General features: G+C 71.5%; 24 protein-coding genes. 15 read left to right on the top strand and 9 right to left on the bottom strand.

Translation table 11 applies throughout. The features are described from left to right. The first annotated feature begins 34 nt into the window (after positions 1-34). The 4 genes from ACO0E0_RS09480 (at position 35) to ACO0E0_RS09465 (ending at position 4,149) form a co-directional block, all read left to right on the top strand. The gene (locus ACO0E0_RS09480; protein ID WP_422871156.1) at positions 35-1,243 is read left to right on the top strand and encodes a PIG-L family deacetylase; all 1,209 of its coding nucleotides are present in this window, start codon (positions 35-37) and stop codon (positions 1,241-1,243) included. A 35-nt stretch (positions 1,244-1,278) separates the two neighbouring features. After that, the gene (gene fdxA / locus ACO0E0_RS09475) at positions 1,279-1,596 is read left to right on the top strand and encodes a ferredoxin (RefSeq protein ID WP_422871155.1); all 318 of its coding nucleotides are present in this window, start codon (positions 1,279-1,281) and stop codon (positions 1,594-1,596) included. Positions 1,597-1,600: 4 nt separating this feature from the next. After that, positions 1,601-2,698: a succinyldiaminopimelate transaminase gene (gene dapC, locus ACO0E0_RS09470; protein WP_422871154.1), complete on the top strand. Its 1,098-nt coding sequence runs from the start codon at positions 1,601-1,603 to the stop codon at positions 2,696-2,698. 98 nt (positions 2,699-2,796) lie between these two features. Further along, positions 2,797-4,149 (top strand): citrate synthase, encoded by a 1,353-nt coding sequence (locus tag ACO0E0_RS09465; RefSeq protein WP_422871153.1) that lies wholly within the window; start codon positions 2,797-2,799, stop codon positions 4,147-4,149. A gap of 117 nt (positions 4,150-4,266) precedes the next feature. On the opposite strand, the gene ACO0E0_RS09460 is transcribed toward ACO0E0_RS09465, so the two are convergent. Continuing rightward, positions 4,267-5,298 (bottom strand): LacI family DNA-binding transcriptional regulator, encoded by a 1,032-nt coding sequence (locus tag ACO0E0_RS09460; protein ID WP_422871152.1) that lies wholly within the window; start codon positions 5,296-5,298, stop codon positions 4,267-4,269. A 187-nt stretch (positions 5,299-5,485) separates the two neighbouring features. On the opposite strand from ACO0E0_RS09460, the gene ACO0E0_RS09455 reads away from it, so the two are divergent. The 7 genes from ACO0E0_RS09455 to ACO0E0_RS09425 all read left to right on the top strand — a co-directional run bounded on the left by ACO0E0_RS09455 (position 5,486) and on the right by ACO0E0_RS09425 (position 12,979). After that, on the top strand, positions 5,486-6,721 hold the full coding sequence (locus ACO0E0_RS09455; RefSeq protein WP_422871151.1) for a sugar ABC transporter substrate-binding protein: 1,236 nt from the start codon (positions 5,486-5,488) through the stop codon (positions 6,719-6,721). Positions 6,722-6,826: 105 nt separating this feature from the next. Next, positions 6,827-7,732 (top strand): carbohydrate ABC transporter permease, encoded by a 906-nt coding sequence (locus tag ACO0E0_RS09450; protein WP_422871279.1) that lies wholly within the window; start codon positions 6,827-6,829, stop codon positions 7,730-7,732. Continuing rightward, positions 7,729-8,616: a carbohydrate ABC transporter permease gene (locus ACO0E0_RS09445; protein ID WP_422871150.1), complete on the top strand. Its 888-nt coding sequence runs from the start codon at positions 7,729-7,731 to the stop codon at positions 8,614-8,616. The genes ACO0E0_RS09450 and ACO0E0_RS09445 overlap by 4 nt, the downstream gene beginning before the upstream one ends. Positions 8,617-8,713: 97 nt before the next feature. Further along, complete coding sequence (locus ACO0E0_RS09440; protein ID WP_422871149.1) at positions 8,714-9,592, top strand: ThuA domain-containing protein; 879 nt, start codon at positions 8,714-8,716, stop codon at positions 9,590-9,592. Continuing rightward, a complete protein-coding gene (locus ACO0E0_RS09435) occupies positions 9,589-10,725 on the top strand; it encodes a Gfo/Idh/MocA family protein (protein ID WP_422871148.1) in 1,137 nt (378 codons plus the stop codon). The genes ACO0E0_RS09440 and ACO0E0_RS09435 overlap by 4 nt, the downstream gene beginning before the upstream one ends. A 44-nt stretch (positions 10,726-10,769) precedes the next feature. Beyond that, positions 10,770-11,969, top strand: coding sequence for a Gfo/Idh/MocA family protein (locus ACO0E0_RS09430; protein ID WP_422871278.1), 1,200 nt, complete (start codon positions 10,770-10,772; stop codon positions 11,967-11,969). 5 nt (positions 11,970-11,974) lie between these two features. Beyond that, positions 11,975-12,979, top strand: a complete 1,005-nt coding sequence (locus ACO0E0_RS09425) for a sugar phosphate isomerase/epimerase family protein (RefSeq protein WP_422871277.1) — start codon at positions 11,975-11,977, stop codon at positions 12,977-12,979. A gap of 69 nt (positions 12,980-13,048) precedes the next feature. Here ACO0E0_RS09425 and metE read toward each other — a convergent pair whose 3' ends face one another. The 3 genes from metE to dapD form a co-directional block, all read right to left on the bottom strand. Further along, the gene (gene metE, locus ACO0E0_RS09420; protein ID WP_422871147.1) at positions 13,049-15,373 is read right to left on the bottom strand and encodes a 5-methyltetrahydropteroyltriglutamate--homocysteine S-methyltransferase; all 2,325 of its coding nucleotides are present in this window, start codon (positions 15,371-15,373) and stop codon (positions 13,049-13,051) included. Then, positions 15,370-16,359 carry a methylenetetrahydrofolate reductase gene (locus ACO0E0_RS09415; RefSeq protein ID WP_422871146.1) on the bottom strand — a complete coding sequence of 330 codons (990 nt, stop codon included), beginning with the start codon at positions 16,357-16,359 and terminating at the stop codon, positions 15,370-15,372. The genes metE and ACO0E0_RS09415 overlap by 4 nt, the downstream gene beginning before the upstream one ends. Positions 16,360-16,538: 179 nt before the next feature. Continuing rightward, positions 16,539-17,507, bottom strand: a complete 969-nt coding sequence (gene dapD, locus ACO0E0_RS09410; protein WP_422871145.1) for a 2,3,4,5-tetrahydropyridine-2,6-dicarboxylate N-succinyltransferase — start codon at positions 17,505-17,507, stop codon at positions 16,539-16,541. A gap of 118 nt (positions 17,508-17,625) precedes the next feature. Between dapD and dapE the strand changes: the two genes are divergently transcribed. Together dapE and ACO0E0_RS09400 are read left to right on the top strand one after the other, a co-directional pair. Then, complete coding sequence (dapE, locus tag ACO0E0_RS09405) at positions 17,626-18,717, top strand: succinyl-diaminopimelate desuccinylase (RefSeq protein WP_422871144.1); 1,092 nt, start codon at positions 17,626-17,628, stop codon at positions 18,715-18,717. Positions 18,718-18,738: 21 nt separating this feature from the next. Further along, a complete protein-coding gene (locus ACO0E0_RS09400) occupies positions 18,739-20,001 on the top strand; it encodes a glycosyltransferase family protein (protein ID WP_422871143.1) in 1,263 nt (420 codons plus the stop codon). Between the two features lie 29 nt (positions 20,002-20,030). On the opposite strand, the gene ACO0E0_RS09395 is transcribed toward ACO0E0_RS09400, so the two are convergent. Further along, positions 20,031-21,188 carry an AI-2E family transporter gene (locus tag ACO0E0_RS09395; RefSeq protein WP_422871142.1) on the bottom strand — a complete coding sequence of 386 codons (1,158 nt, stop codon included), beginning with the start codon at positions 21,186-21,188 and terminating at the stop codon, positions 20,031-20,033. Between the two features lie 155 nt (positions 21,189-21,343). On the opposite strand from ACO0E0_RS09395, the gene ACO0E0_RS09390 reads away from it, so the two are divergent. Continuing rightward, positions 21,344-21,514, top strand: coding sequence for a DUF3117 domain-containing protein (locus tag ACO0E0_RS09390; protein WP_106564719.1), 171 nt, complete (start codon positions 21,344-21,346; stop codon positions 21,512-21,514). 111 nt (positions 21,515-21,625) lie between these two features. Here ACO0E0_RS09390 and ACO0E0_RS09385 read toward each other — a convergent pair whose 3' ends face one another. Beyond that, entirely contained in the window at positions 21,626-22,258 is a 633-nt protein-coding gene (locus ACO0E0_RS09385; RefSeq protein ID WP_422871141.1) for an O-methyltransferase, read from the bottom strand. Between the two features lie 62 nt (positions 22,259-22,320). Between ACO0E0_RS09385 and ACO0E0_RS09380 the strand changes: the two genes are divergently transcribed. Further along, the gene (locus ACO0E0_RS09380) at positions 22,321-22,680 is read left to right on the top strand and encodes a twin-arginine translocase TatA/TatE family subunit (protein ID WP_422871140.1); all 360 of its coding nucleotides are present in this window, start codon (positions 22,321-22,323) and stop codon (positions 22,678-22,680) included. Positions 22,681-22,804: 124 nt separating this feature from the next. Here ACO0E0_RS09380 and ACO0E0_RS09375 read toward each other — a convergent pair whose 3' ends face one another. The 3 genes from ACO0E0_RS09375 to ACO0E0_RS09365 form a co-directional block, all read right to left on the bottom strand. Next, a complete protein-coding gene (locus ACO0E0_RS09375; protein ID WP_422871139.1) occupies positions 22,805-23,989 on the bottom strand; it encodes an Mrp/NBP35 family ATP-binding protein in 1,185 nt (394 codons plus the stop codon). Next, positions 23,982-24,527: a DUF1003 domain-containing protein gene (locus ACO0E0_RS09370; protein ID WP_422871276.1), complete on the bottom strand. Its 546-nt coding sequence runs from the start codon at positions 24,525-24,527 to the stop codon at positions 23,982-23,984. The genes ACO0E0_RS09375 and ACO0E0_RS09370 overlap by 8 nt, the downstream gene beginning before the upstream one ends. Before the next feature lie 61 nt (positions 24,528-24,588). Beyond that, entirely contained in the window at positions 24,589-25,908 is a 1,320-nt protein-coding gene (locus tag ACO0E0_RS09365; protein ID WP_422871138.1) for a magnesium transporter MgtE N-terminal domain-containing protein, read from the bottom strand. Between the last annotated feature and the right edge of the window lie 2 nt (positions 25,909-25,910).

The raw sequence follows: 25,910 nt of genomic DNA, 5'->3' as shown, positions 1-25,910 counted from the left end.
CATCGACCACTCGGGGTCCCGTACCCTTGGACCGATGGCCAGGACCCCCGCTCCGACGCGCCCCGAGCGCGTCCTCCTCGTGCACGCCCACCCCGACGACGAGACCCTGAGCTCCGGCGGCACCATCGCGACGCTGCTCGAACTCGGCGCCGAGGTCACCGTCCTGACGGCGACCCGCGGCGAACGGGGCGAGATGCTGACGCCCGCACTCGCACCGCTGTTCGGGGACGGACCACGTGTCGCAGAGCACCGGGAGATCGAGATCGCCGCGGCGCTCGCCGCGCTCGGTGGACCACGACACCTCTGGCTCGGCGGGCCCGGAGCGCGACCGACCGACCTCCCCGTCCGGACGTACTCCGACTCGGGCATGCAGTGGGGGCCGGACGGGCGGGCGATCGCGGCCGACGACTCCCCGGCGGACTCCCTGACGGCGGCCGACATGGGCGAGGTCGTCGACGACATCCGCGCGGCGATCCGGACGACGGGAGCCGACGCCGTGGTGAGCTACGCGGACGACGGCGGGTACGGGCACCCCGACCACGTCCGTGTGCACCACGCTGCGAGGTACGCCGCGAGGGCGGAGGACCTGCCCTTCTCGATGATCGTGGACGCCGACGGCGGCGAGGCCGACCTCGTCGTCGACGTCGTCCCGGCGCGCGCGAGGGTCCGGGCAGCGCTCGAGCAGTACCGGAGTCAGCTCACGGTCGACCCGGTCGACCCGGACCGCCCGGAGCAGCTGTCCTGGGTCATGCCGCACGGGGCACGCATCGTCGCCCCGGCGCGCGAGGGGTTCCGGCACGACGCGGCGCCTCCCGGGGCACCCGCCGCCCGGACCTACGCCGACATGTCCGTGGGGTCGCGCGTCACCGCCGTCCTCGCCGCAGCCGTCGTCGGCGGCATCGTCGGCGGGCTCGGGACGATCACCCACCAGCAGACCATCGGGGCCTTCCCGATCGGGGCCGTCATCACCACGGTCCTCGTCGCGGCTCTCCTGGTCGGCATCCGTCTCGTGTTCCGGGCTCGGCCGATGGTCGCGGCGGCGGCCGTGGCGATCATCGTCGTGACGCAGGTGCTCGTCTCGACCGGGTCGCCGCTCGTGCTCGGGAACCTCGCCGGGTACGTCTGGGAGTTCGGGCCGGCGGTGCTCGCGATGTTCGTGATCGCCTGGCCGGCACTCCCGCCCCGGCAGCCGGATCCGCCGGGCACCGTGCCCGCGTCCGGACCCGCCGTACGTCCGGAGTAGACTCGACCCGCTCGACCGAAGGGAACCCCCGAACTGTGACGTACGTGATCGCCCAGCCATGTGTCGACGTCAAGGACCGTGCGTGCATCGACGAGTGCCCGGTCGACTGCATCTACGAAGGCGACCGCGCCCTCTACATCCACCCGGACGAGTGCGTCGACTGCGGTGCGTGCGAGCCGGTCTGCCCGGTCGAGGCGATCTACTACGAGGACGACCTCCCGGACGTGTGGGCCGACTACTACAAGGCGAACGTCGAGTTCTTCGAGGAGATCGGTTCGCCCGGCGGAGCCGCGAAGGTCGGCGTGATCCACAAGGACCACCCGGTCGTGCTCGCCGAGCCGCCGCGCGCCTAGCCCCGTGGCGCTCGACCTCCCCGACTTCCCGTGGGACCAGCTCGCGTCCGCGTCGGCGCAGGCGTCCGCACACCCCGGCGGGATCGTCGACCTGAGCGTCGGCTCACCGGTCGACCCGACCCCGCCGCTCATCCGGCAGGCGCTCGCCGACGCCACGGACGCGCACGCCTACCCCGCCGTCGCCGGCACGCCGGAGGTCCGCGCGGCGATCGTCGACTGGTACCACCGCCGGCACGGGGTCGAGCTCACCGTTCAGCAGGTGCTCCCGACGATCGGCTCGAAGGAGTTCATCGCCGGACTCGCACTGTGGCTCGGCATCGGCCCCGGCGACACCGTCGTGTTCCCCGAGGCGGCGTACCCGACGTACGAGCTCGGAGCGGCGCTCGTCGGTGCCACGGCACTGGCCTCCGACGACCCCGACGCATGGCCGCCGTCGACCAGGCTCGTGTGGGTCAACTCGCCGGGCAACCCGGACGGCCGGATCCTGACGATCGAGGAACTCCGGGCCATGGTCGACCGTGCCCGCGCGCTCGGGGCCGTCATCGTCGGCGACGAGTGCTACGCGGAGCTCGGGTGGGAGCCGCCGTACGACACCGCCCCGACGCCGACGATCCTCGATCCCCGCGTGGTCGGTGCGGACGTCCACGGCGTGCTCAGCGTGTACTCGTTGAGCAAGCAGTCGAACCTCGCCGGGTACCGCGCCGGGTTCGTCGCCGGCTGCGATCGGGTGATCGCGGAGACGCTCGCCGTCCGCAAGCACACCGGGATGATGCCGCCGATGCCCGTGCAGCACGCGATGGTCGTCGCACTCGGCGACGACGACCACGTCCGCACGCAGAAGGCGGTCTACCGGGGACGTCGCGACCGGCTCCGCGCCGCCCTCGAGTCCGCCGGCTTCCGCGTCGACCACAGCGAGGCCGGGCTGTACCTCTGGGCCACCCGCGGCGAGGACGCCTGGACCACCGTCGGGGTGCTCGCCGAGCTCGGGATCCTGGTCGCGCCGGGCACCTTCTACGGCACCGCGGGGAGTGAGCACGTCCGCATCGCACTCACCTCGACCGACGAGCGCATCGACGCCGCGGTCGACCGCCTGACCGCCTGAGCTGCTGGTCGGTCGGCGGAACGCAACCGCGGGTTCCCACCAAGTCCGTAGCCTGCAGGTGTGCACGACCTCCACCCGGGGCGGATTAGGCTGGAGGCGTGACTGACACTCGCAACGACGCTCAGCAGGCCACGCCGTCCGCCGGCACCGACCCCGCCGCGCGCGGGCCGGAGCAGGAGACGGCGACGCTCCACTTCCCGGGCGGGACCGCGGAGTTCCCGATCCTCCGGAGTGTCGACGGTGCGTCCGCGATCGACGTCTCGACCCTGACCAAGCAGACCGGGCTCACCACCCTCGACTACGGGTTCGTCAACACGAGCGCGACGAAGTCCTCGATCACCTACATCGACGGCGAGCAGGGCATCCTCCGGTACCGCGGGTACCCGATCGACCAGCTCGCCGCGAACTGCTCCTACCTCGAGGTCGCCTGGCTCCTCATCTACGGCGAGCTGCCGACGGCCGAGGAGCTCGCGTCCTTCGACGCCCGCATCCGCCGCCACACGCTCCTGCACGAGGACCTCCGTCGCCTCTTCGACGCCCTGCCGCACTCGGCGCACCCGATGTCCGTGCTGTCGAGCGCGGTCAGCGCCCTGTCGACCTACTACGAGGACGACATGGACGTCGACGACCCGGAGAAGGTCGAACTGCAGACCGTGCGGCTCCTCGCGAAGCTCCCGGTCATCGCGGCGTACGCGCACAAGAAGAGCATCGGGCAGGCGTTCCTCTACCCGGACAACTCGCTGTCGTTCGTCGACAACTTCCTGCGGCTGAACTTCGGCACGATGGCCGAGGACTACCAGGTCGACCCGGTGCTCTCGAAGGCACTGGAACGGCTCCTGGTCCTGCACGAGGACCACGAGCAGAACGCCTCGACGTCCACCGTGCGGCTCGTCGGCTCCACGAAGGCGAACATGTTCGCGTCGATCTCGGCCGGCATCAACGCCCTCTACGGACCGCTCCACGGTGGCGCGAACGAGGCCGTGCTCGACATGCTCGCCGAGATCAAGAAGTCCGGGGAGCCGGTCTCCCGGTTCGTCGAGCGGGTCAAGAACAAGGAGCACGGCGTCAAGCTCATGGGCTTCGGGCACCGGGTCTACAAGAACTACGACCCGCGCGCCAAGCTCGTCAAGGAGTCCGCGCACGAGGTCCTCGAGGCGCTCGGCGTGCAGGACGACCTGCTCGACATCGCGATGGAGCTCGAGGGGATCGCCCTCGCGGACGACTACTTCGTGTCCCGCAAGCTCTACCCGAACGTCGACTTCTACACCGGGGTCATCTACAAGGCGATGGGGTTCTCGCCCCGGATGTTCACGGTGCTCTTCGCGATCGGGCGTCTGCCGGGGTGGATCGCACAGTGGCGCGAACTCAACACCGACCCGCAGAACAAGATCGGACGCCCGCAGCAGCTCTACACGGGTGCGCCGGAACGCGACCTCCCGCCGCGCGGCTGACGCACCGGAACGGTCTGGAGGCCCGGAGCCGGTCCCAGGGACCCGCACCGGGCCTCCAGACCGTCACGCTGGCGCAGGTGTGCGCGAGCGGACGCCTCGGGGGTCCCTGGGCCCCGGTCAGCGTGACTCGCGCGCGGCGGGTGCCCCGGCGGTGGAGTCGGCCTCGCGGAGCGCGCACGGCAACAGCAGGTGGGGGAGCTCGCCCGAGGTGCCGTCGAGCTGGTCGATGAGCGCGTCCGCGGCACGGATGCCGAGCTCGCGACTGGGCGCGATCATCGTCGAGAGCCGCGGGAAGTGCTGGTCCCCGGCCGCCGCGGACGACGCGATCGCGAGCACCGAGACGTCGTCCGGGACGCGGAGGCCGGCCTCGTAGAGCCCGACCAGGAGCCCGGCCGACGAGTCCTCCTTCATGATGAGGACGCTCGTCACGTCGGGGTCGGAGGCCAGGAGGTCCGCCGCCGCCTGCCGACCGCCTTCGCTCCCCGGCCCGGAGTAGATGACGGTCCCGTGCACGCCTCGGCGCCGGACCGACGACTCGAACGTCGACTGCGCCCGCAGGTGCGGCGCGTAGCCGGCCATCGGCGTGTCCTCGAGGTTCTCGAGGACGAGTCCGAAGCGGCGGTGGCCGAGACCGGTGAGGTGGTCGAGGCTGTGCTCGATCGTGGTCTCGAAGTCGATGTCGACGAACGGCAGGCTCGAGCTGTCGCGGGTGCGTCCGATGAGGGTGAACGGGACGCCGAGCTCGCTCAGCACGACGACACGGGGGTCGTCCATCCGGACCTCCATGAGGATCACGCCGTCGACGAGGCCGCCGGAGACGAGGTCGTCGAGGTCCTCGCCCGCGGGGTCGACCGGCCAGAGCACGAGGTGGTGGCCGCGGTCCGACGCCCGCTGCGCCGCGCTCATGAAGAAGTCCGAGGTGGTGGCGCTGAACCGGTTCTCGGTGGTCGGGAAGAGCAGCGCGATGATCCGGGTGCGTCGGCTCGCGAGCGCGCGGGCGACGACGTTGTTCCGGAAGTTCAGTTCCCGCATCGCCGCGGTGACCCGCGCGGTGGTGGCGGGGGAGACGTACTTGGTCCCGTTGACGACGAATGAGACGGTGCCGAGCGAGACGCCTGCTCGGTCGGCGACCTGCTGCATCGTTGCCATGGCACCTTCCGTTCCGCGACGACCTGCCTGGGAGATCCCAGTGTAACTCTGCGCCGAAGACAGAAAAGCGCTTTACAGGTGAAGCGCTTTTCTGCTAGCTTCGCGCCTCAGGAACCCAGTGACGACGACGTCCGCGGCGTTGTCGGTGTGTGCCTGTCCCTGCACCCGTCAAGAGAAGAGCTACGCAATGAAGCCTAGATTCCCCTCCCCGTCGCGGAGGACCCGCGCCGTCCTCGGCGCCGTCGCGGCGATCGCCACCATCCCGCTCGTCCTCACCGGTTGTTCCGGTGGTGGCTCGTCCTCGTCGTCATCGGGCAGCAAGACGCTCACGATCGAGGACTACTACGCCGCGAACTACAACCCGATCTACAAGGAGTGCGCGAAGACCACCGGCGCGACGATCAAGATCAACCACGTCGCGGGTGCCGGCCTCATCGCGAAGGTGCTGCAGCAGGCATCCTCGAAGACGCTGCCCGACGTCCTGATGCTCGACAACCCCGACGTGCAGCAGATCGCCTCCTCGGGCGCCCTGTCGCCGCTGTCCGACTACGGACTGAGCGCGTCCGGTGACGTCCCCGGCGTCAAGGCCGCGAACACGTACAAGGGCAAGCTCTACGGTCTGCAGCCGGCCACGAACTCCATCGCCCTCTACTACAACAAGAAGCTCCTCTCCGCCGCCGGCATCGAGCCGCCGAAGACCTGGGACGAGCTGCAGGCGGCCGCCAAGAAGCTCACCAGCGGGTCCACCTACGGGTTCGCGATGAGCAACATCAACACCTACGAGGGCACCTGGCAGTTCCTCCCGCTGTTCTGGTCGAACGGCGGCAACGAGAAGGACATCGACACCACCGCGGGCACGCAGGCGCTCCAGTTCGTCGAGGACCTCCAGAACGACGGCTCGATGTCGAAGAGCTCGATCAACTGGGCGCAGGCCGACGTGAACTCGCAGTTCATCGCCGGCAAGGCCGCCATGATGATCAACGGTCCGTGGCAGCTGCCGACCCTGAACGCGGCGAAGGGCCTGGAGTTCGGCAGCGTCCCGATCCCCACCCGGACCGGGTCCGCGACCGTCGCCCCGCTCGGTGGCGAAGCGTTCACCGTCCCGGAGACCGGCAACGCCGACACCATGAAGCTCGCCGGCAAGTTCGTCGGGTGCCTCAACAGCGACAAGATGCAGAAGGTCATCGCCGGTGTCACCGGCAACGTGCCGACGAACCTCGAGGTCGGCGCAGCGTGGGGCGAGACGCACCCGCAGGTCGCGTCGTTCGTCACGACCGTCAAGACCGCCCGCGCCCGCACCGGTGAGCTCGGACCCGACTGGCCCAAGGCCGCCACGAAGATCTACACCGCCGTCCAGCTCGCCCTCACCGGCAAGGCCAGCCCCGCCGATGCGCTGAAGCAGGCGCAGACGCAGGACCAGTAGGACGACCGGGGAGTCGACCGTCCGGTCGGCTCCCCTCCGCGGCGAAGGAGAGGAACACGCGTGAGCGCCACAACACAGACACGACCACGGACATCGGTGTCCGCGGTGACACCCCGTCCCGGTCAGCGTCGAGCACGGATCCGGAGCGGTGCGACACGATGGCTCTTCGTCATCCCCGCCGCCGCCTTCGTGGCGGTGTTCTTCGGCTACCCGGTGGTCAAGAACATCGTGATGTCGTTCCAGGACTACACGACGAAGACCTTCTTCACCGGGGAGGCCCCGTGGGTGGGGCTCGCGAACTACATCGCCGTGTTCAAGAGCGCGGTCTTCACGACGAGTCTCATCAACACCGGGCTGTTCACCGCGGGGTCGATCATCCTGCAGTTCGTCATCGGGCTCAGCCTGGCCCTGTTCTTCAAGCGGCACTTCCCGCTCTCCGGGTTCCTCCGGGGGCTCCTGCTCCTGCCCTGGCTCCTCCCGCTCATCGCGTCGAGCGCCGTGTGGAAGTGGCTGCTCGACCAGGACAGCGGCGCGCTCAACCAACTCCTCGGCCTCGTCGGGATCAGCCCGGTCCCGTGGCTCGTCAGTCCGTCGATGGCGCTCATCGCCGTGATCGGTGTGAACGTCTGGCTCGGGATCCCCTTCAACACGACCATCCTCTACAGCGGGCTCCAGTCCGTGCCACCGGAGCTCTACGAGGCCGGGTCGCTCGACGGAGCCACCGGGTTCAAGGCGTTCCGGTACATCACCTGGCCGAGCATCCGGTCGGTGGTGAGCGTCGTCGTCGTGCTCGGCGTCGTGTACACGCTCAAGGTCGTCGACATCATCCTCGGCCTGACCGGCGGCGGTCCCGCGAACTCGACCCAGACGCTCGCGACGAACGCGTACCACCAGTCGTTCATCAACTTCCAGTTCGGCATCGGCGCCGCCGTGAGCAACGTGCTCATCATCGTCTCGTTCGTCTTCGCGATGGTCTACATCGCGATCTCCAGGAAGGCGGTCGACGAATGACCGTCGGCATCGCGACCAAGGCACTCCGTCCCCGTCGGGCGACCGCAGCGCGGACCGCGCGCACTCCCCGTCGGAACACCGGCGCGCGCAAGATCCCACTCACCATCGTCGGTATCGTGATCCTCGCGATCATGGTGTTCCCGGTCTACTGGATGGTGAACACCAGCCTGCAGGCCACATCCGGGGCGGCCACGGCGACGTGGTTCCCGTTCAGCCCCACCTTCGCCGGGTACCGCGCGGCGTTCGCGCAGCAGGGCCAGAACTTCCTGTCGAGCATGATCATCGGGCTCGGCACCGTCGTGCTCACACTGATCATCGCCACACCGGCCGCCTACGGGCTCGCCCGGTTCCGGATGCGCGGCACGCGGGTGTTCCTCCTCGTGCTGCTCATCACCCAGATGATCCCGGCGATCGTCATCGCGAACGCGCTCTACACGCTGTTCAACAACGTCGGGCTCCTGAACAGCTACGTCGGCCTCATCCTCGCCGACAGCGCGGTGCAGGTCCCCTTCGCCATCCTGCTCATGCGGGCGTTCATGGAGTCGCTCCCGCCGAGCCTCGTGGAGGCCGCCCTCGTGGACGGTGCCGGCGACTTCCGGGCGTTCGTCTCGATCGTCATCCCGATCAGCCGGAACGCGATCGTCACAGCGGCGCTGTTCACGTTCCTCGGCGCCTGGGGCGACTTCCTCATCGCGCTGACGCTCACCTCGACCACCGCGGTCCGGCCGATCACCCTCGGCATCTACAACTACATCGGCTCGAACGTCACCGACTGGGGTCCCGTCATGGCGACCTCCGTCCTCGCGTCGCTCCCGGCCGCCGTGCTCCTCGTCTTCGCCCAGCGGTACATCGCCGCCGGAGCGCTCGGCGGGGCCGTCAAGTGACCGGACCGGGGCGACAGCACGCACCACCGCTCGGCCCCGCCGCCGAGCACCACCGCACACTTCCAGCGACACCGTGACCAGGGAAGAAGTACACGACATGAGCGACACCACCACCCCGCTCCGCATCACCGTCTGGGGCGAGAACGTCCACGAACAGGTCGAGCAGCACGTGGCCGAGCGGTACCCGGAGGGGATGCACGGCGCGATCGCCGACGGCATCCGGGAGAACCTGCCGGACGCCGTCGTCCGGACGGCCACCATGGACCAGCCGGAGCACGGACTCACCGACGAGGTCCTCGCCGAGACCGACGTGCTCACCTGGTGGGGACACGCGGCGCACGCCGACGTCGACGACGCGATCGTCGACCGTGTCCACAAGCACGTGCTCTCCGGCATGGGGCTCATCGTGCTGCACTCGGGGCACTGGTCGAAGATCTTCGGCGCGCTCATGGGGACGACGTGCACCCTCCGGTGGCGGAGCGAGCACGATCAGGAGCTCGTCTGGACGGTCAACCCGCAGCACCCGATCACCCGGGGCGTCCCGAACCCGATCGTCATCCCGGAGCAGGAGATGTACGGCGAGTACTTCGACGTCCCCACCCCGGACGAGCTCGTGTTCATCTCGGGCTTCACCGGGGGTGAGGTGTTCCGGAGTGGGATGACCTACCGCCGCGGGTTCGGGAAGATCTTCTTCTTCTCGCCCGGCGACCAGGACTTCCCCGTGTACCACCACAAGGACGTCCGTCGCGTGATCGCGAACGCGACGGAGTGGGCCCGGCCCGAGCGCGAGCGCGAGCTCCCGGTCCTCCGCCGCTTCGACCTCGGCGAGTACTTCGACGGCCAGCACTACCGCGGCCCGTTCGACGACCAGCCCGCGGCCGACGAGACCGCGCCCGCGGCCGACGAGACCGCGCCCGCGGCCGACGAGACCGCGCCCGCGGCCGGCGAGACCGTGCCCGCGGAGGCCACACGATGACCGGGTTCCGATCCCTCGGCGACACCGGGGCCCCGCTCCGCGTCATCCAGGTCGGCGCGGGCGGCATGGGCACGGCATGGCTGCGAACGGTCGCCGCCGACCCGCTCGTGGAGCTTGTCGGCATCGTCGACCTCGATCTCGACGCCGCCCGGGCCGGGGCCGAGACCGCCGGGAACGCGTCGATCCCGGTCGGTACGAGCCTCACGTCCCTCGCCGCGTCGACGGGTGCCGAGGCCGTCCTCGACATCACCGTCCCCGTCGCCCACCACCCGGTGACGATCGAGGCGCTCACCGCGGGCCTCCCGGTCCTCGGGGAGAAGCCCGCCGCCCAGGACGTGGCCGAGGCGCTCTCGCTCGCCGCCGCCGCGGAGGTCACCGGCGAGCTGTTCATGGTGTCGCAGTCACGGCGCTACAACGACCAGCTCGTCGCGTTCCGGCAGCACCTCGGGCTGCTCGGTGACATCGGGTCGCTGAGCACCGCGTTCGCCAAGGCTCCGCACTTCGGCGGCTTCCGTGACGAGATGGACGACGTCCTGCTCCTCGACATGGCGATCCACCCGTTCGACTCCGCGCGGTACCTGCTCGACCGCGAGCCGGTGTCCGTCTACTGCGAGTCGTACAACCCGTCCTGGTCCTGGTACCGGGGCGACGCGGCTGCGGCGGCGGTGTTCACGTTCGAGGACGACGTCCGCTACGTGTACGACGGCTCGTGGTGCGCACCCGGCTTCGAGACGTCGTGGAACGGCGCATGGCGTGCGTCCGGGGCCGCCGGCACCGCCCTCTGGTCCGGCGACGACGACCCGACGAGCGACGTCGACGGGGCGCCCGGAGCGCCGGCGAGCGCGCCGAGCGTCGGTGCGGAGATCGCCGGCTCGCTCGCGTCCTTCGTCCGCGCCCTCCGTTCCGGCGACGTCCCGGACGGCGAGGTGCACGGCAACGTGATGAGCCTCGCCATGGTGGAGGCGGCCATCGCCTCGACCCGGTCCGGCCGACGGGTCCTCCTCGACGACGTCCTGTCGGACGCGCACGCCGCAGCGGTCGGCCGGGAGGCCCGTGATGACGTCCGCAGCGTCCTGTCCGGATGGACGTCGGTCCGGTCCGCCCTCGCTGCGCCGATCGGGGCACGGTCGTGAACGCGCTGGGCGCGGCAGCGGAGCGCGCCCCACTCGGTGTCGCGATGGTCGGCCACGGGTTCATGGGTGCGGCGCACTCGCAGGCGCTCCGGGTCGCGCCGCGGTTCTTCGACCTGCCCCGGACACCGGTGATGCGGACCCTCGTCGGGCGGGACGCGGCGGCGACGCAGGCGGACGCCGACCGGTGGGGGTGGGCGGCGACGGCGACGGACTGGCACGACGTGCTCGACGATCCTGCCGTCGACGTCGTCGACATCGTCAGCCCGGGTTCCACGCACGTCGGGATCGCGGTCGCGGCGCTCGCTGCGGGCAAGCACGTCCTCTGCGAGAAGCCGCTCGCGAACACGGTCGCCGAGGCCGAGCAGATGGCGGAGGCCGCTCGGGACGCGGCGACCCGCGGGGTGTTCGCCATGGTCGGGTTCACGTACCGTCGGGTGCCCGCCGTCACGCACATGCGCGACCTCGTGGCCGCCGGTCGTCTCGGCACGATCCGGCAGGTGCGCGCGCAGTACCTGCAGGACTGGCTCGTCGACGAGGACGGCCCGATGACCTGGCGCCTCGACAAGGACCTCGCGGGGTCCGGGGCGCTCGGGGACATCGGGGCGCACGCCGTCGACGCCGTCGAGTTCGTCACCGGGCAGACGCTCGACACCGTGTCGGGACTCCTCCACACCTTCGTCGCCGAACGTCCGCTGCTCGACAGCTCCGTCGCGCAGACCGGGCTCGGCGGGGCAGCCGGCTCCGAGCGCGGGACGGTCACGGTGGACGACGTCGCGCTGTTCACGGCGAAGCTCTCGGGCGGGGCGATCGGGACCTTCGAGGCGACCCGGATGGCGACCGGACGGAAGAACGCCCTGCGCATCGAGATCTCCGGGTCGGCCGGGGCGCTCGCGTTCGACCTGGAACGCCCGAACGAGCTCGAGCTGTACGACGCGACCCGTCCGGCGACGGAGCTCGGGTTCACGCGCATCCTCGTCACCGAGCCGGAACACCCGTACTTCGCGGCGTGGTGGCCGACGGGCCACACGATCGGGTACGAGCACGCGTTCTCCCACCAGCTCGTCGACCTCGTCCGTGCGATCGACGCCGCCGAGCAGCCGAGGCCGTCGTTCGCCGACGGGCTGCACGTCCAGCGTGTCCTCGACGCGGTGGAGCGCTCGAGTGCCGCCGGAAGTGCTTGGATCGACACCGAGCCCGACGGCGACGGCGGGCGCGGCAGCGACCACGAAGGAGTGCACGCATGACGAGCATCGAGCGACCCGTCACCCTGTTCACCGGCCAGTGGGCCGACCTGCCGTTCGAGGAGGTCTGTCGGCTCGCGGGGGAGTGGGGCTACGACGGTCTCGAGATCGCGTGCTGGGGCGACCACCTCGACCCCGACCGCGGCGCGACCGACGACGCCTACATCGCGGACCGGAAGGCGATCCTCGACCGGAACGGGCTGCAGGTCTTCGCGATCGCGAACCACCTCAAGGGGCAGGCGGTCTGTGACGACCCGATCGACGAGCGACACCACGACATGCTGCCGCCGAGCGTCTGGGGCGACGGGGAGGCCGAGGGCGTCCGGCAGCGTGCCGCCGCGGAGATGGGGAACACCGCGAGGACCGCGGCGCGGATGGGTGCGTCGGTCGTCACCGGGTTCACCGGGTCGTCGATCTGGAAGTACGTCGCGATGTTCCCGCCGGTCCGCGACGACCTCGTCGAGGCCGGCTACCGGGACTTCGCGGACCGGTGGAACCCGATCCTCGACGTGTTCGACGAGGTCGGTGTCAAGTTCGCGCTCGAGCCGCACCCGTCCGAGATCGCGTACGACTACTGGACGACCCAGCGGACGCTCGAGGCCATCGGACACCGCGAGGCCTTCGGGCTCAACTGGGACCCGAGCCACATGGTGTGGCAGGACCTCGACGCGGTCGGGTTCCTCTGGGACTTCCGCGACTCGATCCTCAACGTGCACTGCAAGGACACGAAACGACGGTTGAACGGTCGGAACGGGCGGCTCTCGTCGCACCTCCCCTGGGCGGACCCCCGTCGGGGCTGGGACTTCATCTCCACCGGCCGCGGTGACGTCCCGTGGGAGGACGCGGTCCGGATGCTCAACGCGATCGGGTACACCGGGCCGCTCTCCGTCGAGTGGGAGGACGCCGGGATGGACCGCCTCGTCGGTGCGCCGGAGGCCCTCGCGTTCGTGCGTGGGCTGTCGTTCCCGCAGCCGGAGAACGCGTTCGACGCCGCGTTCGCGCAGGAACGCTGACCAGCTGACGCGATGGGGAGAGGCCCGGTGCCGGTCCCTGGGACCGGCACCGGGCCTCCAGGCCGTCACCTACGCGCGGACGCTCACCCGCTCACGGACCGTGTTCGCGGCCTCGACCATGTTCCGGAGCGCCGCGACGGTCTCGTCGTAGCCGCGGGTCTTCAGCCCGCAGTCCGGGTTGATCCAGAGCAGGTCGGCGCTGACACCCTCGAGCGCCGTCTCGATGAGCCCGGTGATCTCGGCGACGCTCGGCACGCGGGGGCTGTGGATGTCGTAGACGCCCGGTCCGACGCCGCGGGAGAACCCGGACGCGGCGACGTCGTCGACGACCTCCATGCGGGAGCGCGCCGCCTCGATGCTCGTGACGTCCGCGCCGAGCCCGTCGATCGCGTCGATGACCTCGGCGAACTCCGAGTAGCAGAGGTGCGTGTGGATCTGCGTCGCACGGTCGACCCCGGACGTCGCGACCCGGAACGACCGGACCGACCAGTCGAGGTAGGCCGGCTGGTCCTCGTGCCGGAGCGGCAGGAGCTCGCGGAGCGCGGGCTCGTCGACCTGCACGATCCCGATGCCGGCCGCCTCGAGGTCGGCGATCTCGTCCCGGAGGGCGAGGGCGACCTGGAGGGCGGTGTCCCCGAGGGGCTGGTCGTCGCGGACGAACGACCACGCGAGGATGGTCACCGGGCCGGTGAGCATGCCCTTGACCGGCTTCGGGGTGAGCGACGCCGCGTACTCGGACCACGCCACCGTGATCGGAGCCGGGCGCGAGACGTCCCCCCAGAGGATCGACGGACGCGTGGCGCGGGAGCCGTACGACTGCACCCAGCCGTGCTGCGTCACCGCGAACCCGTCGAGGTTCTCCGCGAAGTACTGCACCATGTCGTTCCGCTCGGGCTCGCCGTGCACGACGACGTCGAGACCGAGGTCCTCCTGGAGCGCGACCACGCGGGCGATCTCGGCGCGCATCGCGGCCTCGTAGTCCTCGTCGGAGAGGGCGCTGCGGGCGTGCGCGGCCCGCGTCCTCCGGATGTCGCCGGTCTGCGGGAACGAGCCGATGGTGGTCGTCGGGAGGATGCCGAGCCCGAGTGCCTCCTGCTGCGCGGTCCGACGGTCGTCGACGTCACCCCGCTCGGCGTCGTCGGCCGTCAGGGCCGCCACCCGCTCGCGGATCGCGGGGATGCGCACGCCGGTGGCCGCTGCCCGACGCGCGAGGGACGCGGCGGCCGCGTCGAGCTCGTCCTGGACGACGTCCGGGCCGTCGGTCAGGCCGCGGGCGATCGTGACGACCTGCGACACCTTCTGGTCCGCGAACGCGAGCCACGAGCGGAGCTCCGGGTCGAGGGCGTCCTCGCGGTCGACGTCGTGCGGCACGTGCAGGAGCGAGGTGGACGGCGACACGGACACCGCGGCGGCGTGCGGCCCGAGCTGCGCTGCGGCGTCGAGCGCCGCGGCGAGGTCGCCCCGCCAGATGTTGTGCCCGTCGACGACCCCCGCGACCACGGTCACGTCCGCGAGCACCGACGGGTCCTCGGGCTGGGCGCCGCGGACGAGGTCGATGCCGACGGCGTCGATCCCGGTGGCGACGAGCGGGGCGAGCGCGTCGCGGAGGTCGCCGTACGGTGCCGCGACGAGGATCGCCGGGCGGTCGGACGCGGCCACGAGTGCGTCGTAGGCCGTCGAGACGGCGGCGAGCACGGCCTCCCGTCCGACGGTGTGCGTGTCGGTGACGAGCGCAGGCTCGTCGAGTTGCACCCACGCGGCGCCCGCTGCGTGGAGCTCGGCGAGCAGCTCGACGTAGACGGGGAGCAGGTCGGCGAGCCGGTCGAGCGGTCGGAAGTCGGCGGGGGCCTCGTCGGTCGGCTTGGCGAGGAGCAGGAACGTCACCGGGCCGACGAGCACCGGCCGGGTCACGAACCCGTCGGCCGCGGCCTCGCGGACCTCGGCGGCACGGCGTCGGTCGGCGGCGCGGAACGCGGTCGCCGGTCCGATCTCGGGCACGAGGTAGTGGTAGTTCGAGTCGAACCACTTCGTCATCTCGAGCGGTGCGTCCTCGCCGCGGCCGCGGGCGATCGTCGAGTAGCCCGCGAGATCGACGCTGCCGTCCGCCGCGACGACGTCGGCGAACCGCGCGGGGACCGCCCCGACCGCGACGGCGGTGTCGAGGACGTGGTCGTAGTACGAGGACGCCTCGGGGATCGACGAGTCGTCGCGGCCGAGCCCGAGCTCCGCGAGGCGGGACCGGTTCGCGCGACGGAGGTCGGCGGCTGCCCGCTCGGCGTCCTCGGCCGACGTCGCGCCGCGCCAGAACGCCTCGAGGGCCCTCTTCAGCTCGCGGTCCGGCCCGATGCGCGGGTAGCCGAGGATGGTGGCGGCGGGGAACGGTGTGGTCGTCATCGCGGGGTCCTGTCGGTGGTGGCGGTCGTGGTCGTGAGGCGGTCGAGCACGGCGAGCGGCAGCGCGTGCTGGTTGAACGTGTAGAGGTGGAGACCTGGTGCGCCGCCGGCGAGCACCTCGGCCGCGAGCCTGGCGGCGTGGTCGGCGCCGCGATCGAACCGCTCCTCGGCGGAGTCGGCGGTCTCGAGGAGGGCGAGGAGGTCCTCGGGCACCGTCTCCTGGGCGAGCGAGGTCGCCCCGAGGAGCCGTTCCGGGGACGACACCGGCATGAGTCCCGGGAGGATCGGCAGGCGGAGCCCGGCGGTGCGCGCGCGGTCGACGAACGACAGGTAGTCGTCCGCCCGGTAGAACAGCTGCGTGATCGCGAGGGTCGCGCCCGCGGCCTCCTTCGCGAGCAGGGCGTCGATGTCCTGCGCGAGGTCGCGTGACCTCGGGTGGCCGTTCGGGAACGCGGCCACGGCGATCTCGACCGTCCGGGCCTCGTCCGGGAGCCGCGCGCCGCTCGGGAGGACCGCGTCGTCGAACTGCGCCCGCTCGGCCTGCACGCGGTGGATCAGCTGGACGAGCTCCGCGGCGCTCCCGAGCCCGACCGTCGGGTCGCACGGGGTCTCGGTGCCGTCGGCCGCTCGCGGCGGGTCCCCCCGGAGCGCCAGGAAGTGCCGCACGCCGGCGTCGAGGAACCGACGGACGAGGTGCGCCGTCTGCTCCGCGGTCAGCCCGACGCAGGTCAGGTGCGCGAGCGGTGGGACCCCGGCGTCGCGGATCACCCGTCGGACGATGTCGAGGCTCGCGCCCCGGCTCGATCCGCCGGCACCGTAGGTCACCGAGATGAAGGCGGGGTGCACCGACGCCAGTTCCCGGATCGTCGTCCGGAGGCGGGCCTCGGCGGCGGCGGTCCGCGGCGGGAAGAGCTCGAACGACACCCGCGGACGCGCGGCGCCCGGGTCTCGGGGTTCTTCCTGCCGGAACAGCGGGGGGACGGACAACGGTGGCTCCTGGGACGCGATCGGCACGACGAACGGGCGGTCGTCGTGTCGAGCGGGTGCCGGGCTCGGCTGTCGCTCGCCCGCCGGGAGGGCCCGGCGAGGGTGACCGCGACGCTACCGAGCCGCGGGTGCCCGTGTCGACCGTGTTACGCGGGGTGACGGGGGCGGTGCCGTCGTGGTTACGCGTGCAGCGCCGTGTTGAGCTGGATGCCCTGTCCGGCGCGCGGGACGGCCTCGACGGCCCCCGAGACGCTGTTCCGGCGGAACAGGATGTTCGGCGTCCCCGAGAGCTCGACGGCCTTGACGGTCTGCGGTCGACCGTCCGGCCGCGGAGCCGCCCCGACGAGCGTGACCTTCGTCCCCGCGGTGACGTAGAGCCCGGCCTCGACCACGGAGTCGTCGCCGAGCGAGATCCCGAGACCGGCGTTCGCCCCGAGGAGGGCACGTTCGCCGACCCGGACGCGCTGGGTCCCACCGCCGGAGAGCGTCCCCATGATCGACGCACCCCCGCCGACGTCCGACCCGCGGCCGACGACGACGCCCTGCGAGATGCGGCCCTCGACCATGGCGTCGCCGAGCGTCCCGGCGTTGAAGTTCACGAAGCCCTCGTGCATGACGGTCGTCCCCGGCGCGAGGTGTGCGCCGAGCCGCACCCGCGAGGCGTCGGCGATCCGGACCCGGTCAGGGACGACGTAGTCGAGCAGTCGCGGGAACTTGTCGACGGCGTGCGCGACGATCCCGGCACGCTGCAGCGACGGGCGGAGCGACGGGAACACGTCGGCGTGCACCGGTCCCGCGTTCGTCCAGACCACCGTCGGCAGGTGTGCGAACACGCCGTCGAGGGACAGCCCGTTCGGCTGCACGAGCAGGTGGCTGAGGAGGTGGAGTCGGAGGTACGCGTCCGGCGTCGACGCCGGTGCGGCGTCGAGTGCGATCTCGACGGTGACCGCCTCCAGGTGCACGTCGCGGCGGTCGTCGGGGCCGACGTGGCCGACCAGCGACTCCGGGACGACTGCGGGGTCGACGTCGGACGGGACCCGCCCGAGGGCCGGGGTGGGGAACCACGTGTCGAGGACGGTGCCGTCGCCGGCGATCGTCGCGAGGCCGGAGCCCCAGGCGTGCGTGGGGGCGGGGGGTGCGTCGGTCACGCGGGTCAGGATACCGGCCGGGGCGGACGGGCCGGCTCCGTGCCGGACGTGACGCACGCGGTCCACCGTGTCCGTCCCTCCAGTCCGTCCCCGGACGTGCGCCGGTAGGCTGCGGAGCATGCCAGCTCCGCTCGACCTGACCGCCTCGTCCATCGAGATCACCCGGGCCATCTGCGACGTCGAGTCGGTGTCGGGCAACGAGCGTCCCCTCGCCGACGCCATCGAGGCCGCGCTGACTCCCCTGTCCCACCTCGAGGTGGTCCGCGACGGTGACGCGATCGTCGCGCGGACGCACCTCGGCCGCGACCGCAGGGTCGTCATCGCCGGGCACATCGACACCGTGCCGCTCAACGACAACCTGCCGACGCAGACGCGCACCGGTTCCGTCGACGGGTCCGACGCCGAGGTCCTGTGGGGCCGCGGCACCGTCGACATGAAGGCCGGGTGCGCCGTGCAGCTGAAGCTCGCGCACGACCTCGTCGCCCCTGCCCTCGACGTCACGTGGGTCTTCTACGACCACGAGGAGGTGAGCGACGCCCTGAACGGGCTCGGCCGTCTCGCCCGGACCCGCCCGGAGCTGCTCGCGGCGGACTTCGCGATCCTCGGGGAGCCGTCGAACGCACAGATCGAGGGCGGGTGCAACGGCAACCTCCGCGCCGAGGTCCGCGCGTTCGGCAAGCGCTCGCACTCCGCCCGGAGCTGGATCGGCGACAACGCCATCCACCGGATCGCCCCGGCGCTCGACCGCCTCGCCGCCTACGAACCGCGGACGGTGTCCGTCGACGGGCTCGAGTACCGCGAGGGCCTGAACGCCGTCGGGATCTCGGGCGGGATCGCCGGCAACGTCATCCCCGACGAGGTCATGCTGCACGTGAACTACCGGTTCGCACCGTCGCGGAGCGCCGACGAGGCGATCGCGCACGTCGAGGACGTCTTCGCGGGCTACCAGGTCACCATCGTCGACCTCGCCGCCGGTGCCCGCCCGGGTCTCGACGCCCCGCTCGCGCAGGAGTTCGTGGCTGCGGTCGGCGGCCCGGACCCGAAGCCCAAGTACGGTTGGACCGACGTGGCGCGGTTCTCGGCCCTCGGCGTCCCCGCGGTGAACTACGGACCCGGCGACCCGGCGTACGCCCACCACGACGACGAGCAGGTCCCGACGGCGCAGATCACGTCCGTCGAGCAGGGACTCCGCCGCTGGCTCGGTGCCTGACCCGGCCGGGGCCGGACCGACGTGACCGACGAACTCACCGAGGAGGGGAGCCCGGCGGCTCCCGGGAGACCGGGCGCACGACGTCCCCGCATCGTGTCCGCGCGGATCCGGGCGCGCTACCGGCTGGTGCCGTGGTGGCTCCGGATCACGCTCGTCTACGTCCTCGCGCGGATCGTCACGGCCGGGTTGCTCGACGGCTTCGCGCGGGTGCAGACCCAGAACTCGTTCACGCTCGCGCATCCGACGTACCTGCAGTTCGCGACGATCTGGGACGGTGCCTGGTACCGGTACATCGCCGCGGTGGGCTACCCGTCCACGCTCCCGATCGGCACGGACGGCGCCGTGGCCCAGAACGCGTGGGCGTTCATGCCCGCGTACCCGTTCCTGGTCCGCGGACTCATGGTGGCGACCGGAGCGTCGTTCGAGTTCGTCGCGGTCTCGGTGTCGCTGCTGTTCGGCTGGGGCGCGGCGCTCCTGTTCCGGCGACTGCTCGGACGGTTCCTGGCCGACGGCACCGCGACCTTCGGGACGGTGCTGTTCTGCGTCGCGCCGGTGTCGGCGATGTTCCAGGTCGGGTACGCCGAGTCGATGGGCGTGTTCCTGTTGACGCTCGCGCTGTGGCTGTGGGTGCGCCGCCGGTTCTGGGCGATGCTGCCCGTGGTCGTCCTCCTCGGCCTCACGCGACCGACCGGACTCGCGTTGGCACTGGCCCTGGTCCTGTACCTCGTCGTGCGGTTCCTCAGGCCGTCCGCACACGAGCCGATGCGCATCCGGGCGTTCGTGCCGCCGGCCGTCGTCGCCGTCGTGTCGGGACTCGTCGGTCTCGCGTGGCCGGCGATCGCGTGGGCCGTGACCGGCGTCCCGAAGGCGTACACGGACACGGAACTGGCCTGGCGGCAGACGTACATCGGCCGCCGGGACCTCGTCCCGTTCGCGCCCTGGGTCCAGGGCTTCGACTGGTGGTTCCACCAGCCGGCCGGGTGGATCCTCCTCGTCCTCGCCGTCGGGGGCTTCGGCGCGTTCGTGCTCATGCGTCCGGCACGCGCCATCGGGACGGAGCTCCGGGTGTGGGCGATCGCCTACATGGTCTACCTGCTCGCGGTCTTCTTCCCGCAGTCGAGCACCTGGCGGATCCTGATGCCGCTGTTCCCACTGCTCGGGGTTGTCGCGCTGCCGCGGTCACGGTGGTACCGGGTGGCGATCGTGATCGTGTCGATCGCCCTGCAGTGGGTGTGGATGTACTACTGCTGGTGGATCGACGGCTACGACTGGACCCCACCGTGATCGGCGACCGCCGGCCCTGAGGCTCGCGCTCAGCGCCGTCGGACGGACCGAGCCTCGGGGTCGGGATCGTGGCCCGCGCCGGTGAGCTCCTCGGGGTCGGCGTGTGCGGCGGCGACGACCATCGCGTTGACGGTCGCGATGAACGGCACCGCGAAGAACGCCCCGGCGATGCCCGCGACGCTCGCACCGGTGGCGACGCCGAGCACGATGCCGAGCGGATGCACCTTCACCGCGCTCCCGGTGAGCAGCGGGTGCAGCACGTGGCTCTCGAGCTGCTGCACGAGGATGACGACGCCGAGCACGCCGAGCGCCTGCGGCACTCCGTTGAAGAGCAGCGCGATGACGACGGCGACGATCCCGCCGACGATCGCGCCCACGACGGGCACGAACGCCCCGATGAACACGATCACCGCGATCGGCACGGCCAGCGGGACCCCGAGGAACGCGGCCCCCGCGCCGATGCCGATCGCGTCCGTGACGGCGACGACGAGCTGGACGCGGATGAAGCTCGACAGGGTGCGCCAGCCGGCGGCACCGGCCGCCTCGAGCCGGACGCGGGCGGCGGCGGGGAACAGGCGGACGACCCAGTTCCAGATGCGGCCGCCGTCGATGAGCGCGAACAGGGTCGTGAACACCACGATGAACACGCCCTCGAGCACGTGCGCGAGCGTCGATCCCGCCGTGCTCGCTCCGTGCAGGAACGACGAGGAGTGCTTCTGCAGGTACGCGGTCCCCTCGGCGACGTACTGGTCGATCCGGTGCGGGGTCAGCCCGAACGGGTGGGTCGCGAGCAGCGCCTGGAACGTCGTCGTGGTGTGCCGGACGCGCTCCTCCAGGGACGGCAGGTCGTACCGGACCTGCACCGTGACGACGGTCACGAGCACCGCGAGCGCCGCGAACACGAGCACCCACGCGGACACGACGGCGAGCCACCGCGGCCACCGGTGCCGTTCGAGGAACCGCGCGAACGGGACCAGGAGCGCGGAGAGGATGAGTCCGACGAGGAACGGCACCGCGACGTCGGCGACCCGGACGACCAGGACGGCCACGAGCGCGAGTCCGGCGACGACGACCAGGACGCGCCACGAGAACGCTCCGGCGATCCGGAGCCCCAGCGGCACCTCGTCGTCCGCGACGTCCGGACGGGGGGCCACGGCGGCGGTCGAGGACGGCTCGGGGGTGCTCACGGGACGACCGGGGGAGGCGGGGCGGCGGGGCAGGAACGGCACCGCCTCAGCGTAGGGAACGGCCTCCGGTCAGGGCGGCAACCTGGACGGTTTCGCAGAACGGCCCTCCGTACCGGATAATGGTCGGGCATGTACTGCACGAAAGGGGACATCTGATGGCAGCCATGAAGCCGAGGACCGGTGACGGGCCGATGGAGGCTGTTAAGGAGGGTCGACTCATCATCGTGCGGGTTCCGCTCGAAGGTGGAGGCCGCCTGGTCGTCTCGGTCAACGATGCCGAGGCCAAGGAACTCCACGACGCACTCGCCGCGGTCGTCTCGGTCTAGCCGACACGGTCGCCGTACGGCGTCGCAGCAACGAAGCACCTCGCACCACCGCACCAGACGAACGGCCCGGGTCCCATGCCCGGGCCGTTCGTCGTCCGGCGCGGCGGGTCGCTAGACGGTGACCTTCGTCATCTGCAGCAGGCCGTCGCCGGCGGGGGAGAGCGCACTCCGTACCGCGCCCGACGTCGACACCTCGGTCAGGAGGGTCCGGAAGTCCGTCGCCGCGCGGTCGCGCTTGGTGGGGTCGGCGACGCGTCCCTTCCACAGCGCGTGCGGGACGAGGACGGTCCCCCCGATGCGCGCCAGTCGCAGGCCGTGCTCGACGTACTCGATCACGTGCTCCGGGTCCGCGTCGACGAGGACGATGTCGTAGGACGCCTCGTTCATCCGGGGGAGCACCTGTGCCGCCCGTCCGGGGATGAGCCGGGCGCGGCTCGGTGCGGTGCCGGCGGCGAGGAAGGCGTCCCGTGCGTACTGCTGGTGGTCCACCTCGACGTCGATGGTCGTGAGGGTCGCCTCGGGCGCACCGGCGAGCAGGTAGAGGCCGGAGACGCCGAGGCCGGTCCCGATCTCGATGATGCTCGATGCGCGCGACGCCGCCGCGATCACACCGATCTGGGCGCCGATGGCCGGCGACACCGCCTGCACGCCGAGCTCCAGGGAGTGTTCACGCGCACGCACCACCACGTCGGGTTCGGAGACGATGTCCTCCGCGAACTTCCAGTTCGACTCTTTCTCTGACACGCACACTCCTCGTCGGTCAACCTTACGGGCGACCTCCACCGGAAACGGGTTACCCTCGTTCCGTGTTCGAAAACTTCGACAAGATCCTGGTCATCGGGGTCATTGCCGTGCTCATCCTCGGACCGAAACGCCTGCCGGTGTACGCGCAGAAGCTCGCGCAGTTCGTCAAGACGCTCCGTGGCATGGCCGACTCCGCCAAGACCCGGATGCGCGACGAGATGGGACCGGACTTCGACGACGTCGACTGGCAGCGGCTCGACCCGCGCCAGTACGACCCGCGGCGCATCATCCGCGACGCGCTCCTGTCCGACACGGCGGCGAACACCGCGGCGACTGTGACCCCGCAGCGGGTCCGTGCGACGGCGCCGGTCATCGCGCTCGAGGCCGGCGAGCCGGCGCCCTACGACGCCGAGGCGACGTAGGCCCGGACCCCTCCGGCCCCGGCCGTCCCGGTGGCCGCCTGGTCGAGTGAGCGGGAATCGTCGCACGCCGACGTCCGACCCGACGGGTTCTGCTCACTCGTCGGGTCGCAGCATCGGCCCCGGATCAACGGACGCCCAGGTTCAGCTTGCGGCCCGGGAGACCCCGGCCCATAGCCACGAGTCGGTCCGCGATCGCCGACAGCGCGACCGCGGCGACGTCGTCCGGATCGCCGTCGACGACCGGCACGCCCGTGTCGCCACCGGCCCGGAGTGCCACCGAGAGCGGCACGCTCCCGAGGACGGGCACCGGGTCGGTCTCCGGGGCGCCGACGGACAGCCGTCGAGCAGTCTCCGCGCCACCTCCGGACCCGAACAGCTCGAGCACGGAGCCGTCGGGCTGCGCGAGCCCCGCCATGTTCTCGATCACGCCGATCACCCGCTGCCCGGTCTGCCGGGCGACGACGCCGCTCCGCTCGGCCACGTCGGCGGCAGCGGCCTGCGGGGTGGTCACGACGATGACCTCGGCGTGCGGCAGGAGCTGGCCGACACTGATCGCGACGTCGCCGGTCCCGGGTGGCAGGTCGAGGAGCAGGACGTCGAGGTCGCCGAAGTACACGTCGGTGAGGAACTGGGTGATCGTCCGGTGGAGCATCGGCCCGCGCCAGGCGACCGCGGTCCCCGGGTCGTCGACGAACATGCCGATCGACACGACCTTCACGTCGTGTGCGACCGGCGGCAGGATCATGCTGTCCACCCTGGTGGGACGGGGTGCGCGGCCGTGGGCGTCGGTCAGGCCGATGAGCCCCGGCACGCTGAACCCGTGCACGTCCGCGTCGACGACGCCGACGCGCAGCCCCCGCCGCGCCAGCGCCACCGCGAGGTTCACCGTGACCGTCGACTTGCCGACCCCGCCCTTGCCGCTCGTCACCGCGATCACCCGGGTGAGCGAGTCCGCGGTGAACTGCACCCCGCGCGGCCGGCCGGCACGGAGCCGTTCGGTCAGGGCGGTCCGCGTGGCGGCGGACATCACCGACACGTCCACCTGCACGGCGGTGACGCCCCCGACGGACCGGGCGGCACGACGGACGTCGGCCTCGATGCTCGACGCGGCCGGACACCCCACGATCGTGAGCTGCAGGTCGACCCGCACCGCGCCTCCCGGCCGGACGTCGACGCCCCGCACCATGTCGAGTTCGGTGACGGGCCGGCGGATCTCCGGGTCGATGACGCGCGCGAGCGCGGCGAGCACCGCCTGCCCGAGGGCGTCGTCGGTGGGAGGAGCGGGGACGGGAGGCGCGTCCTCAGCCATGGAGACCGGTCGCGCCCGCCTCCTGCGCGTCCTTCGCGGCGTCGTCCGCAGCGTCCGAGCTGGACGCGGCATCCGCCCGGGCCGACTCCTCGTCGCGGCGGTCGAGCTCCTCGAGCAGGGACCGGAGCTCGGCGCGGATGAAGTCCCGCGACGCCATGTCCCGGACCGCCAACCGGAGCGCCACGACCTCGCGGGCCAGGTACTCCGTGTCGTTGAGGTTCCGCTCGGCGCGCTGCCGGTCCTGCTCGAACTGCACCCGGTCGCGGTCGTCCTGCCGGTTCTGGGCGAGCAGGATGAGCGGGGCGGCGTACGAGGCCTGCAACGACAGGATCAAGGTCAGTGCGGTGAAGCCGATCGCTGCGGAGTCGAACCGCCATGGTTGCGGTGCGAGGGTGTTGTAGCCCATCCAGACCGCGCAGAACAGCGTGAGTCCGATGAGGAACCACGGGGTGCCCATCCCGCGCGCGATCGCCTCGGTGCCGCGTCCGAAGTAGTCGCCACTGCCGCGCCGACGACTCGGCAGGACGCGGGTGCGCATGCCCTTGGGGGAGTCGAGCCGGATGTCGTTCCGGTCCGAGCGCTCGTTCCGGCGCCGTTCGTCATCTGCCACTGGTCGTCCTCCTCCCGGTGGTCACCGGAGGTCTGCGGGTACGGGTGCGGGGTCGGGGGCCCGAGCCGTCGGACCCGCCCTGACTTCGCCAGTCATCCGGCAGGACATGGTCGAGGACGTCGTCGATTGTCACCACCCCGACGAGTCGGTGGGCGTCGTCGACGACCGGGACGGAGACGAGGTTGTAGGTCGCCATGACACGGGTGACCTCGGCCGCGCTCGCGTCGGCGCGGACCGGCTCGAGCTGCGTGTCGATGAGGGTGCCGAGTCGTTCGTTCGGCGGGTAGCGGAGCATCCGCTGGAAGTGCACGAAGCCCAGGAACCGTCCGGTCGGCGGTTCGTACGGGGGCAGCGTCACGCACACGGCCGCTCCGAGGGCCGGCGCGAGTTCGTGGCGGCGGATGAGCGCGAGCCCCTCGGCGACGGTGGCGTCGGCGGAGACGATCACCGGCTCGGTGGTCATGAGCCCGCCGGCGGTGTCCGGATCGAACTCCAGGAGCATGCGGACGTCCTGGGCCTCTTCCGGCTCCATCAGCTCGAGCAGCGCCTCGCTCCGTTCGGACGAGAGCTGTGCGAGGACGTCGGCCGCGTCGTCCGGCTGCATCTGGTCGAGGACGTCGGCCGCGCGCGCGTCGGCGAGCCCGGACAGGATCTCGATCTGCTCCTGGTCGGGCATCTCCTCGAGCACGTCGGCGAGCCGGTCGTCGGGGAGTTCGCCGGCGACCTCGAGGCGTCGTTCGGCGGGCAGGTCGAGGAGCGTCGACGCGAGGTCGGCGGGCAGCAGGTCGGAGTACGCGGCGATGACGTGCTCGGCGGACTGGGACTCGCCGGGCAGCGTGTCCTCCTCGGTCACCTCGTTCCAGGTCGCGAACGTGGTCGGTCCCTTGCCGAACGGCGACGGCGTGGTCTTCGGCTTGCGGAGGAAGAGCTGCGCGACGTCCCACGAGCCCTGACCGTGCTCCTCGATCGCGACGTCCTCGATGGTGGCGCGGATCCGGTCGCGCGTGATGAGGACCCTGCGGCCGAGCATCTCCGCGATGACCCGGACCTCGCCGCCGCGCTGCTCGAACCGGCGGACGTTGACGAGACCGGTGGTGATGACCTGGCCGGCACCGATCGCGGTGATCCGGCCGACGGAGACGAAGATGCGACGCTTGCCCGGGACCTCGACGATCAGCCCGACGACCGTCGGAGCGTCGGACTTGCGGTAGACGACCAGGACGTCCCGCACCTTGCCGACGCGGTCGCCCGCGGGGTCGAAGACGGAGCACCCGGCAAGTCGGGCGACGAATACCTTCGTGGCGCTCACGC

The sequence above is a fragment of the Curtobacterium phyllosphaerae genome (assembly GCF_049341865.1).
In the GTDB taxonomy this organism is placed as follows: Bacteria; Actinomycetota; Actinomycetes; order Actinomycetales; family Microbacteriaceae; genus Curtobacterium; species Curtobacterium phyllosphaerae.
The sequence above is the reverse complement of the archived record's forward strand: the minus strand, read 5'-3'. Positions and strand labels throughout refer to the sequence as shown.